The sequence below is a fragment of the Streptomyces sp. NPDC007901 genome (assembly GCF_042959465.1).
Classification (GTDB): Bacteria; Actinomycetota; Actinomycetes; order Streptomycetales; family Streptomycetaceae; genus Streptomyces.
Window position 1 is genome coordinate 1,151,501 of sequence record NZ_JBIBKW010000001.1, and the last position, 13,210, is coordinate 1,164,710.

Below are 13,210 nucleotides of genomic sequence, written 5' to 3' on the forward strand. Positions count from 1 at the left end.
TCACGCCCCCTTGTCCCAGTCGGCACCCCAGGCCTGCGGCACCGGGGGCGCGTCGGTGTGCGCGTGGTACTCCACGGACTCCGCCGTCAACTGCATGAACGCCTCCTCCAGCGAGGCCTGCTGGATGCTCAGCTCGTGCAGCACGATCCCGTTCTGCGCGGCCAGCTCCCCGATCGGTTCGGCCTTCCCGCCCTCCACCTCCAGCGCCCCGGTCCCCGTCTCCACGACGGTGATCCCGGCCCCGTGCAGCACGTCGAGCAGCCGCTCGCGCTGGGGGGAGCGGACCCGGACGTACGACCGTGAGTTGGCCCGGATGAAGTCGGCCATGGAGGTGTCGGCGAGCAGCCGCCCCTGTCCGATGACCACGAGGTGCTCGGCGGTCAGCGCCATCTCGCTCATGAGGTGACTCGACACGAACACGGTCCGGCCCTGCGCGGCCAGCGATTTCATCAGGGTCCGGATCCAGTGGATCCCTTCCGGGTCGAGCCCGTTCACCGGCTCGTCGAACATCAGGATCCGCGGATCGCCCAGCAGCGCCCCGGCGATCCCCAGCCGCTGCCCCATCCCCAGCGAGAACCCCTTGGCCTTCTTCCGCGCCACAGCCGTGAGCCCGACGGTGTCGAGCACCTCGGCCACCCGCGCCTTCGGGATCCCGTTGCTCTGCGCGAGGCACAGCAGATGGTTGAAGGCACTGCGCCCGCCGTGCACGGCCTTGGCGTCGAGCAGCGCGCCGATGTACGCCAACGGGTCCTTGAGCTGCTCGTACCGCTTGCCGTCGATCCGCACGTCGCCGGCCGTCGGGTGGTCGAGCCCGAGGATCATCCGCATGGTGGTGGACTTCCCGGCGCCGTTGGGCCCGAGGAACCCGGTCACGATGCCGGGCCGGACGGCGAACGTGAGGTGGTCGACCGCCGTCTTGTCGCCGTAGTGCTTGGTCAGGCCCTCCAGCTCGATCATGCGGCCACGCTATGGCCGGGGTTCGGGGGCTGCCACCCGAGCAGGCCCCGGTTCGTGCTGCCGGGTGGGGAGCAGCAGGGCCAGGCCGGCGGCGAGGGCCGTGAGAACGGCGGACCACAGGAACGTCCGGGCGAAGGCGGTGTCGGTGCCGCCGCCGCGCTGGAGGAGTACGGCGAGGACGCACCAGTACGTGCGCGTTCCCGAAGCCGCCCTGGTCGCCCACCTGTGCCAGGCCGTAGATCAGCGCGGCGAGCCCGGGGGTGAGGAGGGCAAGTCCGGTCAGGTCGAGACGGGCACCGGGCCGGCCGGCGTCGCGCGGTACGCTCCGCAGCGCGAGGGCGCCGGCGAGCAGACAGATGGGCACGTTGACGTAGCAGATCACCCGCCGGCTGAGGTGACCGACGATCAGACCGCCGAGCACGGGTCCGAGGATCGGCCCGACGAGGGCGGGCAGTGACACGACGGCCATCAGCCGCCCCAGCTTCTGCCCGCCGGCGGCGCGGATGAGGAGTGTCTGCAGCACCGGCACATCAGCTCGCCGCCGACGCCCTGCACCACCAGGAAGACGATCAGTGACTCGATGTCCCAGGCGAGCGCGCAGAGCAGCGATCCGGCCAGGAACAGCGCGAGTGCCGCGAGCCACACCTGCCGGCCCCCGTACCGTTCCGCGGCCCATCCGCCGACCGGCACGACCATCACCAGGGCGATCGTGCTGTCCAGCAGCGGGGCGAGGGCGCCGAGGGCAGCTGGCCCTGATGGGAGACGCAAGGTCTCTAAAGAAGCTCCAAGGAGGCTCGGCTACGCCAGGCTCACGATGGAGGGCGTCGCGGCCCGTGCACACACCGGCAAGCAGGTGCTGTACCGCCGGTGGCGGAACAGGGCCGAGCTGGTGGTCGCGGCGCTGCGGCACCGCCAGGGCGGCTCCCTCGCGGAACAGGTTGCCGATACCGGCTCTCTCCGGGAGAACGTCCTGACGGTCCTGCGGATGATGGCGGACCGGCAGCGGGAGATCGCGCAGGACGTCGTGCACGGGGTGCCGGCGGAGATCGGCGAACTGCGGGTGGAGGTCGTCGGAATCATGCGGGACGTGATGACGACCCTGCTCGAACGGGCGGTGGAACGGGGCGAGATTCCCACCGCCGACGTCTCACCGAGGATCATGAACCTGCCGACGGACCCTCTGTGCCACGAGGTCGTGCCGCGCAGTGAGCCGGTGACGGAGGACGTACTGGTGGAGATCGTGGACGAGGTGTTCCTGCCACTCGTCCGCCGTTGAAGGCCGCGGGCCCGGTGGGAACTGCGCGAGCAACCACACACGACCCGCACCCGTACGACGAAGGCCCGCACCCCCGAAAAAAGGGAGCGCGGGCCCTGCGACGTAGCTAACGCTTACCGGGACTGCTGTGCCGGAACCCCACGGGAGATCGGCTCGTCCTCGGCCGGCGAGCTGGCGGCAGCCACCGCCGCACCCGTCAGCGTCGCCAGCATCTCGCGGACGTTCGTCAGCTGGGCGTTGATCGAGTCGCGGCGGTTGGTCAGCGCGGCGAGCTCACGCTCCGATTCCGAACGGATCCGGTCGGCCTTGGCGTTCGCGTCGGCGACGATGTCCTCGGCCTGGCGCTGAGCCGTCTCGACGGTCTGACGCGCCCGGCGCTCGGCGTCGGTGCGCAGCTTCTCCGCCTCCAGCCGCAGCTGCTCCGCGCGGTGCTCGATCTCCGCGAGGCGCTTCTCGGCCTTCTGCTGGCGGGACGCCAGGTCGCGCTCGGACTGCTCGCGGCGCTTGGCAAGGTTCGTCTCGAAGTCGGCGGCGGCCTGCGCGGCCTTCGCACGGGTCTCCTCGAAGAGGGCGTCCGCCTCCTCGCGCTTGGACTGCGCGTCCTTCTGGGCCTCGGAGCGCAGCTGCGACGCGTCGCTCTTGGCCTTCTCGACGATCCGGACGCCCTCGTCCTCGGCCTTGGCCTTGCGCTCCGCAGCGAACGATTCTGCGTCGTTGCGCACCTGCTGGGCCGCCGACTCGGCGAGCTCACGGTGCTGCTCGGCGGCGCGACGGGCCTCCTCGCGCAGGTCCTTCGCCTCCTCCTCGGCGAGGCGGAGGATCTTCTCGACACGCGCGCCGAGGCCGGCGTACGACGGCTCCGCGTCGGTTACCTGAGCCTGGGCGTTCTGCGTCTCGAGGTGGAGCTCCTCGATGCGCTTTTCCAGAGCGGTGATGCGGGCGAGAGCGCTGTCACGGTCGGAGACGAGCTTGGAGATCCGTTCGTCCACCTGAGCGCGGTCGTACCCACGCCGCACTAGCTCGAAGCCGTAGGGGGAAGTGTCGCTCATGGGGTTCCTGTCGAAAGAGACCGGTGAGGTGATAGGGGGAATCCTAGGGGCCGAAGCGGTGTGTCATCGAGCGGATACGTGTTTGATCTGGAGAATGACACCCCTTTTGAGTGGCTAGCTGTGAGATCGCTTGCCAAAGCCTCTGCCGCAGATTTAATCAAAAGCACCAGAACACTACAGAACCGACCCCGGTCTCTAGCCTTCTGACGCCTTGCCACCCGATCGGGGAGCGCCCACCGAACTGCCCGCCTTGACTCCGCCGTCCTTGCCGGCCGACGGGGTCTCGAAGGACTCCAACGCCTCCAGGACGTCTTGGACACGGGAGATCTCGCCGTTGATGTTCTCCCGCCTGCGCTCCAGGATCTCCAGCTCGCGCTTGCCCTCCTCGACCGTGCGGCGAGCCTCGCGGATCGCCTCGGCCTTGAGCTCCTCGGCCTCCCGCACCAGCGTGGCCTTCTTCTGCTCGGCCTCCTTGAGCAGCCCCTCCGCCTTCTTGACGGCGGCGATCCGGACCTTGCCCGCCTCGGAGTTGGCCTCCGAGACCAGGTCCTTCGCCTTGGCCTGGGCCTTGGCGAGCTGCTCCTCGGCGGCCTTGATCAGCGCGTCGCAGCGGTCGCCGGTGGACTTCATGGTCTCGGCGGCCTCGCGGCGGGCCCGCTCGTGCAGCTCCTCGATCTCGGCGGTGATGCGCTCGCGCAGCTCCTCCGCCCGCTCCCTGATGGCGGTGGCGTCCCGGCGGGCGCCGACGAGCAGCTCGTCCGCGTCCGTGCGCGCCTTCTCCACCCGCGTGTTGCCCTCGACCGTGGCCTCGGACACCAGCCGGTCGGCCTCCTTGCGGGCCGCGCCCACCATGGTGTCGGCCTGCGCCTCGGCGTCCGCGGTGGTCTGGTGGGCCTGCTGCTGGGCCTCGGTGAGCAGTTTGTCGGCCTCGGCGGTCGTCTCGTTGATGAGCGTGTCGACCTGCTCGGCCACGTCCTGGCGCCGCTTGTTGGCGTCCTTGCGGGCCTCGTCGAGGGTCCGCTCGGCCTCCTCGCGCGCGGAGTTGAGCATGCGCTCGACCGCCGCCTCCGCGTCGGCCTTGAGCCGCTCCGCGTCGTTGCGGGTGCGGTCGGCGTGCAGCTGGGCGGAGCCGACCGTCTCGGCGGCCTCGGCGCGCAGCCGCTCCGCGTCCCCGGTGGCGTCCGAGATCAGCTTCTCGGCCTTGGCGATCGCGTCGGCGCGGACGCGGTCGGCCTCGGCGATGGTCTCGTTCTGGAGCAGCTCCGCCTCGTTGCGGGCCTCCGTGATGAGGGTGTCGGCCTGGGTCGCCGCGTCCGAACGGATCCGGTTGGCGTCCTCCCGGGCCTCGGCGCGCGAGCGTCCCGCGTCCTGCTCGGCCTGGGCGATGGTGTCGGAGGCCTCGGTGCGCACCCGCTGGGCGTACGCGGACGCCTCGGACCGCAGCCGCTCGGACTCGGTCATCGCGTCGGCCACGGTCCGCTCGGCGAGCGCCTTGGCGGCCTCGGACGCCTCGTTGGCCTCGCGGCGGATCCGGGTCGCGTCCTCGCTGGCCCGCTCCCGCTCGGCGTAGGCGTCGGCGCGGACCCGGTCCGACTCCTCCTCCGCCTCCCGCCGGGTGCGGTCCGCCGCGTGCTCGGCGGCCGAGCGCAGCCCGGAGATCTCCTCCTGCGCCTGCTCGTGCAGCCCGGAGACCGAGTCGCGCACCTGCTGGGCGTGCTGCTCGGCGGCCGAGACCATCTCGGTGGCCCGCCGGTCCGCCTCCTCGACCAGCCGCACCGCCTCGGCCTGGGCCTCCTCGACCCGGTTGCGGGCCTGGGCCAGCAGGTCCTCGCTCTGCTCGCGGGCCCGCTCGCGCTCCTGGTCGGCCTCCTGGCGGGCGGAACCGAGGAGCTCCTCGGCCTCGCGGCGCCGCCGGGCGGCCTCCTCCTGCGCGGCGGCCAGCGTCTCGGACGCCTCGGTGGACAGCCGCTCGGCCGCCGCCTGCGCCTCGGCACGCACCCGGTCGGCGGTGTCCTGGGCCTCCTGCTTCAGCCGCTCCGCCTCGGCCGCGGCCTCGGACCGCAGCCGTACGGCGACGGCCTCGCCCTCCGCGCGGGACGCGGACGAGTCGGCGGCCGCCTCGTCACGCAGCCGCTGGGCCTCGGTCTCGGCCTGCTGCTGGAGCGTACGGATCCGCTCGGCGGCCTCGGAACGCAGCCGCTCGGTCTCCTCGCCGGCCTCCCGGCGGATCCGGGCGGCCTCCTCGCGGGCCTCCGTGAGCGCCTGCTCGGCGCCGGTGAGCCGGTCCTCGGCCTCGGTGTGCAGCCGGGTCAGCTCGTCGGCGGCCTCCGCGCGCCGGGCCTCGATGCCCCGCTCGGTCTCCTCGCGCAGCTCGGCCGCGGCCCGCTCGGCGTCCGCCTTGAGCCCCTCGGACTGCTCCAGGACCTCGGTACGGTGCCGCTCGGCCTCCTGCCGGGTGCGCTCCAGGGTCTCCTCGGCCTGCCGGCGCAGCGTGGTCGCGCGCTCGATGGCCTCGGTGCGGACCTTCTCGCTGTCCGTGGTGGCCGTCTGCCGCAGCTCGTCCGCGTCGGCCTTGGCCTTGGCGAGCAGCTCCTCGGCGGACCGGGCCGCCTCCTCGATCTGCTGGACGGTCTCGCGCCGGGCCTCGGCCCGGATCGACTCGCCCTCCGCGACCGCGTCGGCCCGCAGCTGCTCGGCCTCGCCGCGCAGCCGGCGCGCCTCCTCCTGCAGCTCGACCGTCTTGGCGCGGTACTCCTTGGTGTCGTCCTTCGCCGCACCCTTGAGGCCCTCGGCGGTGTCGTGCGCCTCGGCGCGCAGCCGGTCCGCCTCCGCCTCGGCCTCGGACCGGATCCGCTCGGCCTCCTCGAGGGCGCCCTTGGTGGTCTGCTTGGCCTCCTCCGAGGCCCGGTTCAGGACGTCCTCGGCGGTCTTGGCCGCCTTGGACAGCTGGGAGGCGCTCTCCTCGGCGGTGAGCGTACGGGCCTTCTCGGAGGCCTCCGCGATGATCTTCTCGGCCTCGGCCCTGGCGTCCGCGACGACCTGCTCGGCCTCCGCCTTGGTCGCCTCGGCGTCCTTGGTGGCCTCGCTGACCAGCCGGGCGACCTGCTCCTTGGCCGTCTGGGTGCGCTGCTGGTTGGTGGCCTCGGCGCTGGAGAGGGCCTTCGTGGCGTTCGCCTCGGCCTCGGTGACCAGCTTCTCGGCCTCGGACTGCGCCTTGCGCAGCGCCTCCTCGGCCTCCGCCATCCGCTGCTCGGCGGCCCGGCTCAGCTCGCCCGCCTGCCGACGGGCCGAGTCCGACTCCGTCGCGGTGGAGTTACGGAGCTGCTCCGCGTGGTCGGTGGCCTCCTGGGCCTGGGTGGACGCGGCGTTCAGCAGCCGCTCGGCGTCCCGGCGGGCGCGCAGCAGGATCTGCTCGGCCTCGGTGCGCGCCGCCTCCGCGTCGCTGGTCAGCCGCTGCCGGGCCTCGTCGGTCAGCCGCTGGGCCTCGGCCCGGGCGGCCGTCATGGCCTGCTCGGCCTCGGCGCGCGACTCGTCCAGCAGCCGCCGTGCCTGCGACTCGGTCCGGGCCCGCAGCTGCTCGGCCCAGGCCACGTTCTCGTTGACGTGCGACTCGACGGTCCCACGGCGCTCGGCGAGCTCCTGGTCCAGCTGCTGGCGGCGGGTCACCGCCTCCTGGTGCAGCTCGGCCTGGAGCCGCGCGGCCTGCTCGGCGTGCTCCTGGAGGATCCGCTGGGTCTGCGCCCTGGCCTCGGCGGCCACCCGCTCCGCCTCCTGGCGGATCTGGTCGGCCTGCATCTGGGCGTTACGCAGCAGCTGCTCGGCGTGGTAGCCGACGTCACCGCCGTCGAACGCGGGCCGGGACATGATGGTGCGCCGCGCCTCGTGCAGCTTGGCGCGCAGCACCTCGACCTGGTAGCCGAGGTCCTCGGCATGCTGGATCGCCTTTTCCCGCTCGGTCTTCAGCCGTTTCATCTCGGCTTCGAAACGAGTGAGGTGGTCGACGTCAGCCGCCGGCTCTCGCTCCTGGCTCTCGTAGCCCCGCACTGCGCGGTCCCATCCGTCCCCTGGTCGCAACCTTCTCCGAACGAGCTCCGTCCATCCGCCGAACGGGGCCCCCGGGGAATGGTGTCAGATCAACGGCGGAGCACGGGCTGCTGCCCCGACGCTCGTCCCCCGAAACCCGGACCCCGGCATGCGGCCGCCCCGGCCCTGCGAACGTGCGAAGGGACGACCGGCCCCAACCCTACCGGCCCATATGTACGAGGGTCAGTGCTCAGGTGACTCAACGGCCGCCGAAGTGACCAGTTCTGTCAGTACGCCGTGGCAATCCTTTGGGTGCAGGAAGGTGATCCGCGACCCCATGGAGCCGATCCGTGGCTCGTCGTACAGAACGCGTACGCCCTGGGAACGGATGTCGGCCGCGTCCCCGTCCACATCCGCCGTACCGAAGGCGATGTGGTGGACGCCCTCGCCGTTCTTCGCGAGCCACTTGCCGACCGCCGAGTCCTCCCGGGTCGGCTCGAGGAGCTGCAGGTAGGAGGCACCTCCGTCGGACGTCTCGTTGATCTTGAGCATGGCCTCGCGCACGCCCTGTTCCTCGTTGACCTCGGTGTGGAACACCTCGAAGCCGTACGTGGCCCTGTAGAACTCGACGGTCGCGTCGAGGTCGTGACAGGCGATCCCGATGTGGTCGATTCGCGTCAGCATGGATTCAGTGCAGCGCTACGACGGTGGTTACGCAACGTGCCAGCGATCACACTGACGGCCCGATGACGGCACGGAGTGCCACGCAATACATTCGAAGTAAACCCTCGTTCACTCCTCGGCAGTGCAGCCGGTAAGGGGAATCACCGCTCATGACCTCTGGAACCTCTGGAACCACCTCGGTGATCGTCGCGGGCGCGCGGACGCCCATGGGACGACTGCTGGGCTCGCTGAAGTCCTTCTCCGGAGCCGACCTCGGCGGCTTCGCGATCAAGGCCGCCCTCGACCGTGCGGGGATCGGGGGCGACCAGGTGCAGTACGTGATCATGGGTCAGGTGCTGCAGGCCGGCGCCGGCCAGATCCCGGCCCGCCAGGCCGCCGTGAAGGCCGGCATCCCGATGAACGTCCCGGCGCTCACCGTCAACAAGGTGTGCCTGTCCGGCCTCGACGCCATCGCCCTGGCCGACCAGCTGATCCGCGCCGGCGAGTTCGACATCGTGGTCGCGGGCGGCCAGGAGTCCATGACCAACGCCCCGCACCTGCTCCCCAAGTCCCGCGAGGGCTTCAAGTACGGCGCCATCGAGATGCTCGACGCGATGGCCTACGACGGCCTCACCGACTCCTTCGAGAACATCGCCATGGGCGAGTCCACGGAGAAGCACAACACCCGCCTCGGCATCCTGCGCCCCGAGCAGGACGAGATCGCCGCCCTGTCCCACCAGCGGGCCGCCGCCGCCCAGAAGAACGGCGTCTTCGAGGCCGAGATCACCCCGGTGGAGATCCCCCAGCGCAAGGGCGAGCCGGTCGTCTTCAGCAAGGACGAGGGCATCCGCGGCGACACCACCACGGAGTCCCTGGGCAAGCTGCGCCCGGCCTTCACCCGCGACGGCACCATCACCGCCGGCACCTCCTCGCAGATCTCCGACGGCGCCGCCGCCGTGGTCGTCATGAGCAAGGCCAAGGCGGAGGAACTGGGCCTTCAGTGGCTCGCCGAGATCGGCGCCCACGGCAACGTGGCCGGCCCGGACAACTCGCTCCAGTCCCAGCCGTCGAACGCGATCAACCACGCGCTCAAGAAGGAAGGCCTGGAGGTCGCCGACCTCGACCTCATCGAGATCAACGAGGCCTTCGCCGCCGTCGCCGTGCAGTCAATGAAGGACCTCGGCGTGTCCACGGAAAGGGTGAACGTCAACGGCGGCGCCATCGCCCTCGGCCACCCCATCGGCATGTCCGGCGCCCGGCTCGTCCTGCACCTCGCCCTGGAGCTCAAGCGGCGCGGCGGCGGGGTCGGCGCGGCCGCGCTGTGCGGTGGCGGCGGCCAGGGTGACGCACTGATCGTGCGGGTACCGAAGGCCTGAGTACGTTTTCCTGAGCGAACGCACGCGAACGGAGCTGTGATGCAGGACGTCTCCACACTGGTGGCCCAGGCCAGGGCGGGCCGGCCGCGTGCGGTGGCCCGGCTGATCTCCCTGGTGGAGGGGGCGTCTCCGCAGCTCAGAGAGGTCATGGCGGCCCTGGCGCCACTGACCGGGAACGCGTATGTCGTAGGCCTGACGGGCTCCCCGGGAGTCGGTAAGTCGACCTCCACCTCGGCGCTCGTCAGTGCCTACCGCAAACAGGGGAAGCGGGTCGGCGTCCTGGCCGTCGACCCGTCCTCCCCCTTCTCCGGGGGCGCCCTCCTCGGCGACCGCGTCCGCATGTCCGACCACGCTTCGGACCCCGGCGTCTACATCCGCTCGATGGCCACGCGCGGTCACCTCGGCGGCCTCGCCTGGTCCGCCCCCCAGGCCATCCGGGTCCTGGACGCGGCCGGCTGCGAGGTGATCCTCGTCGAGACCGTCGGAGTGGGCCAGTCGGAGGTCGAGATCGCCTCCCAGGCGGACACGAGCGTGGTCCTGCTGGCCCCGGGGATGGGCGACGGCATCCAGGCCGCCAAGGCCGGAATCCTGGAGATCGGCGACGTCTACGTCGTCAACAAGGCCGACCGCGACGGCGCCGACGCCACCGCCCGCGAACTGAACCACATGCTGGGCCTCGGCGAGTCCCGCGGCCCCGGCGACTGGCGCCCCCCGATCGTCAAGACGGTCGCGGCCCGCGCCGAGGGCATCGACGAGGTCGTGGAGGCCCTGGAGAAGCACCGCGCCTGGATGGAGGAGCGGGGCGTCCTCGCCGAACGCCGCCTCGCCCGCGCCTCCCGCGAGGTCGAGACGATCGCCGTGACAGCCCTGCGCGAACGCATCGGCGACCTCCACGGAGACCGCCACCTGGGCGCCCTCGCCGAACGCATCGTCGCCGGCGACCTGGACCCGTACCGCGCGGCCGACGAACTGGTGACGGGCCTGACGGAGGGCTAGCCGCCCTGGGCGCGTGTGCCGTTCCCCGGCTGCGGGCCGGTGGGGGCCGGTCGCGCCCACGCGGCGGTAGCCGCACATCCGATACAGCCCCGCGCCCCTGACGGGGTGCCGCAGCGAGCGGCGGACGGGACCTGAACCCCCGTCCGCCGCTCTTCAGGTGCTGTCCATGGTCACGGGCGCCCGCGCTGGCCGCGCAGGTGCTCGGCGATGGGCTTCAGGCCCTTGTCCAGCTCTATGAGTGCCTCCGGCGACAGCAGGTCGATGAAGTGCCGTCGCACGGAGGCGACATGATGTGGCGCCACCTTCTTCATGGTCTCCATGCCATGCTCGGTGAGGACGGCGAACAGCCCCCGGCGGTCGGACTCGCAGTTCTCGCGGCGGACCAGGTTCGCGTTCTCCATACGGGTGATCTGGTGCGAGAGCCTGCTCTTGGACTGGAGGGTCGCGGACGCGAGGTCGCTCATCCGCATCCGGTACTCGTCCGACTCGGACAGATTCACCAGGATCTCGTAGTCGTTCATTGTCAGGCCGAACGGCTGCAGGTCCTTTTCGAGCTGGTACGTCAACAGCCTGTTGACCTCCAGGTGGGTGCGCCAGGCGCACTGCTCCGCATCGGTCAGCCAGCGCGTGGCCGTCTCGGTCTCCATGTATGAAGTCTACCTAAAATGTTGAAAGGCGAACTAGTGACGGTGGTGTGACTGTGCGCACGCGTTCGATGTCACACTCCGCAGACTACCGCTCACAGCCCGAAGCGACGCTGGAGGTCCCCCAGCTGTCCGGGAAGGCGCGGTGCGCCCTGCTGCTGTGAATGACCTGTGAAGGGCCCGCCTGCGCCGGGTACTCCGGGCTCGTGCGGAACCGCTCCCGTGGCCTGCTCGGCCATCAGGGTCTCGGTGGACTGGAGCAGGACCGTACCGGCCCCTACGAACTCGAACTGATGCTCCTCTCCGGAGGCCCCGCCGAGGCCTGTCAGTGCACGTAGACCGCCCATGACACCGGTCATGTAGCCGTGGTCGTAGTGGTGGCACGGGGAGGGGCAGTCGGCCCATCCCACGAGTGCCTGCGGGTCCACCCGGATCGGGGGTTCCATGAACACCACCGGACCGTTAGATGCAGCCACAAACTTTCCGGTTCCGATAAGGGTCAGAAAACCCGGCACGATCGACTGTTTGAGCGCGAGACTTGGCTGAAAAGCGAGCAGGTTGCCGGAGCGAATGGTCAGGTTGCCGTCGTCGAGGTCGTACGAATTGACGTCGAAGGCCCGGTCGGCGAGGAGCATCTTGCCCGAGCCCGCCGCCACCACCCAGTCGCTCGCGTGCAGAGGCGAATGGAACGAAGTGCGGACCAGGCGGTCCAGCCGGCCGTGTCCGACGCCGTTGAAGTCGATCGCCCCGTAGTAGGCGATCATCTTCCCCTTCTGCAGGAACCACTGGCCGCTCTTGAGCTCCACGCAGAAGGTGTACTTGTTGACGTTGTCGTCGACGGGGAGGGTCATGGGGTCGTACACGACCGGGCCCGCTGCTCCGTATGTGCTCAAAGCTTCTCCTCCGAGGCCTGCACGTACACCGTGCCGTTGCCGCTGAGCTCCAGCTGGAACGCCTCGCCGGAGCCGCGGCCCACCATGTCCCGCCAGCCGAGCGCGGACGAGAGCTTGTTGCGCACGTCGCCGTGGTGGGCGACATAGGCCTGGGGGTCGACATGGACCGGGCGCTGCGGGGTGATCGGGATCTCGAAGACCCCGCCGTGGGCCATCACGGCGACCGCGCCGTGGCCCTGGAGGGTCGTGGTGAACAGGCCCTGGCCGGTGACCTGGCCGCGCACCATGCCCATCACCCCGCCCTGGGAGCCCATGAACATCGTGCCCTGCTGGAGCGTGCCCTCGAAGGCGAGCAGCCGGTCCGCCTCGACGTAGAGGGTGTCGCCGGTGAGGGTGATCACGTGGACGTGATGGCCGCCGTGCCCGAAGAAGACCGTGCCGCTGCCCTCGACCGTCATGAGCGGGGTCGCCTCGCCGGCCACCCGGCGGCCGAGCATCGACATCACCCCGCCCTGGCCGCCCTGGATGTTGGGCGTGAAGGACACCTCGCCCTTGTAGGCGAGCATCGCCCCGCGCTGGCTGTACAGCCGCTGCCCGGGCAGGACGGTCGCCTCGACCATCTTGGAGTTCACCTCGCGCAGTGCCATGTCACACATCACCCGCGATCGTGTTCCGCTCGCTCGGCTGTACGTACACCAGGCCGTCCCCCTCGAACCGGATCTGGAAGGCCTCCCCGCCGCCCTCCCCGAAGAGCGTGCGGAATGTCACACCTGACTGGAAGGACTGGCGGAGGTTGCCCTGGTGGGCGATGTACGCGCCAGGGTCGACGGTGAGCGGGTACTGCGGGCTCACCCGGAGCACGACCGCCGGGCCGTCGGACATGATCGCCGCCTGGCCGTGGCCCTCGACCGTGGTGGTGAACAGGCCGTTGCCCTGGGAGGCGCCGCGCAGGCCGGTGAAGGTCGTGCCGGTGCGCAGGCCGGCATCGGTGGCGAGCAGGTTGCTCGACTCGACGTACAGCTTGTCGCCCTGCAGGCCGACCAGGTTGATCTCGGACGCCCGGTCCGCGAACCAGCACGTCCCGTGCCCCTTCACCTCCATCACCGTCATCTGCTCGCCGGTGAGCCGCCGGGTCACCATCCCCCGTAGCCCCTCGCCGCCGCCGCTCAGCTTCTTGAACGCCATCTGCCCGTCGTACGCGACCATCGAGCCGTTCTTCGCCTTCACGGCGTCCCCGGTCATCTCGACGGCGAGCACCTTGCTTCCTTGAAGTCGGAACATCGCCACGCTGCGAAGGTAGCCGCAGGCAGACGGCGGCGACAGGTCCCGTGGG

At 70.8% G+C, this 13,210-nt stretch carries 12 protein-coding genes and 1 pseudogene; 3 read left to right on the forward strand and 10 right to left on the reverse strand.

The features are described from left to right. The 3 genes and pseudogenes from ACFZDK_RS05520 to ACFZDK_RS05530 all read right to left on the reverse strand — a co-directional run bounded on the left by ACFZDK_RS05520 (nucleotide 1) and on the right by ACFZDK_RS05530 (nucleotide 1,725). The gene (locus ACFZDK_RS05520; protein WP_390969942.1) at nucleotides 1-957 is read right to left on the reverse strand and encodes an ATP-binding cassette domain-containing protein; all 957 of its coding nucleotides are present in this window, start codon (nucleotides 955-957) and stop codon (nucleotides 1-3) included. Between the two features lie 346 nt (nucleotides 958-1,303). Next, nucleotides 1,304-1,426: pseudogene (locus tag ACFZDK_RS05525) on the reverse strand (hypothetical protein); the annotation flags it as partial. Then, a complete protein-coding gene (locus ACFZDK_RS05530; RefSeq protein ID WP_390970122.1) occupies nucleotides 1,426-1,725 on the reverse strand; it encodes a hypothetical protein in 300 nt (99 codons plus the stop codon). The pseudogene ACFZDK_RS05525 and the gene ACFZDK_RS05530, both read right to left, overlap by 1 nt. Between ACFZDK_RS05530 and ACFZDK_RS05535 the strand changes: the two genes are divergently transcribed. Further along, complete coding sequence (locus ACFZDK_RS05535; RefSeq protein WP_390969944.1) at nucleotides 1,667-2,233, forward strand: TetR/AcrR family transcriptional regulator C-terminal ligand-binding domain-containing protein; 567 nt, start codon at nucleotides 1,667-1,669, stop codon at nucleotides 2,231-2,233. The genes ACFZDK_RS05530 and ACFZDK_RS05535 overlap by 59 nt on opposite strands. A 113-nt stretch (nucleotides 2,234-2,346) precedes the next feature. Here the strand turns inward: ACFZDK_RS05535 and ACFZDK_RS05540 are convergent, their stop codons facing one another. The 3 genes from ACFZDK_RS05540 to mce all read right to left on the reverse strand — a co-directional run bounded on the left by ACFZDK_RS05540 (nucleotide 2,347) and on the right by mce (nucleotide 7,989). Then, complete coding sequence (locus ACFZDK_RS05540; RefSeq protein ID WP_089098739.1) at nucleotides 2,347-3,282, reverse strand: cellulose-binding protein; 936 nt, start codon at nucleotides 3,280-3,282, stop codon at nucleotides 2,347-2,349. A 195-nt stretch (nucleotides 3,283-3,477) separates the two neighbouring features. Beyond that, nucleotides 3,478-7,326, reverse strand: coding sequence for a polarized growth protein Scy (scy, locus tag ACFZDK_RS05545; protein ID WP_390969947.1), 3,849 nt, complete (start codon nucleotides 7,324-7,326; stop codon nucleotides 3,478-3,480). A 222-nt stretch (nucleotides 7,327-7,548) separates the two neighbouring features. Beyond that, the gene (gene mce, locus ACFZDK_RS05550) at nucleotides 7,549-7,989 is read right to left on the reverse strand and encodes a methylmalonyl-CoA epimerase (RefSeq protein ID WP_390969949.1); all 441 of its coding nucleotides are present in this window, start codon (nucleotides 7,987-7,989) and stop codon (nucleotides 7,549-7,551) included. Nucleotides 7,990-8,138: 149 nt separating this feature from the next. Between mce and ACFZDK_RS05555 the strand changes: the two genes are divergently transcribed. Next, nucleotides 8,139-9,344, forward strand: coding sequence for an acetyl-CoA C-acyltransferase (locus ACFZDK_RS05555; protein WP_390969951.1), 1,206 nt, complete (start codon nucleotides 8,139-8,141; stop codon nucleotides 9,342-9,344). A gap of 39 nt (nucleotides 9,345-9,383) precedes the next feature. Next, nucleotides 9,384-10,340 carry a methylmalonyl Co-A mutase-associated GTPase MeaB gene (gene meaB, locus ACFZDK_RS05560; RefSeq protein WP_390969953.1) on the forward strand — a complete coding sequence of 319 codons (957 nt, stop codon included), beginning with the start codon at nucleotides 9,384-9,386 and terminating at the stop codon, nucleotides 10,338-10,340. 170 nt (nucleotides 10,341-10,510) lie between these two features. Here the strand turns inward: meaB and ACFZDK_RS05565 are convergent, their stop codons facing one another. The 4 genes from ACFZDK_RS05565 to ACFZDK_RS05580 all read right to left on the reverse strand — a co-directional run bounded on the left by ACFZDK_RS05565 (nucleotide 10,511) and on the right by ACFZDK_RS05580 (nucleotide 13,158). Then, complete coding sequence (locus ACFZDK_RS05565) at nucleotides 10,511-10,987, reverse strand: MarR family transcriptional regulator (protein ID WP_355727435.1); 477 nt, start codon at nucleotides 10,985-10,987, stop codon at nucleotides 10,511-10,513. Between the two features lie 92 nt (nucleotides 10,988-11,079). Continuing rightward, nucleotides 11,080-11,877: an AIM24 family protein gene (locus ACFZDK_RS05570; protein ID WP_390969956.1), complete on the reverse strand. Its 798-nt coding sequence runs from the start codon at nucleotides 11,875-11,877 to the stop codon at nucleotides 11,080-11,082. Next, nucleotides 11,874-12,524: an AIM24 family protein gene (locus ACFZDK_RS05575; RefSeq protein WP_390970117.1), complete on the reverse strand. Its 651-nt coding sequence runs from the start codon at nucleotides 12,522-12,524 to the stop codon at nucleotides 11,874-11,876. Before ACFZDK_RS05575 ends, ACFZDK_RS05570 begins: the two co-directional genes overlap by 4 nt. A 1-nt stretch (nucleotide 12,525) precedes the next feature. Further along, complete coding sequence (locus tag ACFZDK_RS05580; RefSeq protein WP_350789852.1) at nucleotides 12,526-13,158, reverse strand: AIM24 family protein; 633 nt, start codon at nucleotides 13,156-13,158, stop codon at nucleotides 12,526-12,528. Between the last annotated feature and the right edge of the window lie 52 nt (nucleotides 13,159-13,210).

Bases quoted from the DNA above. Each gene is read 5' to 3' on its own strand.
- ACFZDK_RS05520 (WP_390969942.1), bottom strand. From the start codon at position 957: ATGATCGAGCTGGAGGGCCTGACCAAGCACTACGGCGACAAGACGGCG.
- ACFZDK_RS05540 (WP_089098739.1), bottom strand. From the start codon at position 3,282: ATGAGCGACACTTCCCCCTACGGCTTCGAGCTAGTGCGGCGTGGGTAC.
- mce (WP_390969949.1), bottom strand. From the start codon at position 7,989: ATGCTGACGCGAATCGACCACATCGGGATCGCCTGTCACGACCTCGAC.
- ACFZDK_RS05555 (WP_390969951.1), top strand. From the start codon at position 8,139: ATGACCTCTGGAACCTCTGGAACCACCTCGGTGATCGTCGCGGGCGCG.
- meaB (WP_390969953.1), top strand. From the start codon at position 9,384: ATGCAGGACGTCTCCACACTGGTGGCCCAGGCCAGGGCGGGCCGGCCG.
- ACFZDK_RS05565 (WP_355727435.1), bottom strand. From the start codon at position 10,987: ATGGAGACCGAGACGGCCACGCGCTGGCTGACCGATGCGGAGCAGTGC.
- ACFZDK_RS05575 (WP_390970117.1), bottom strand. From the start codon at position 12,524: ATGGCACTGCGCGAGGTGAACTCCAAGATGGTCGAGGCGACCGTCCTG.
- ACFZDK_RS05580 (WP_350789852.1), bottom strand. From the start codon at position 13,158: ATGTTCCGACTTCAAGGAAGCAAGGTGCTCGCCGTCGAGATGACCGGG.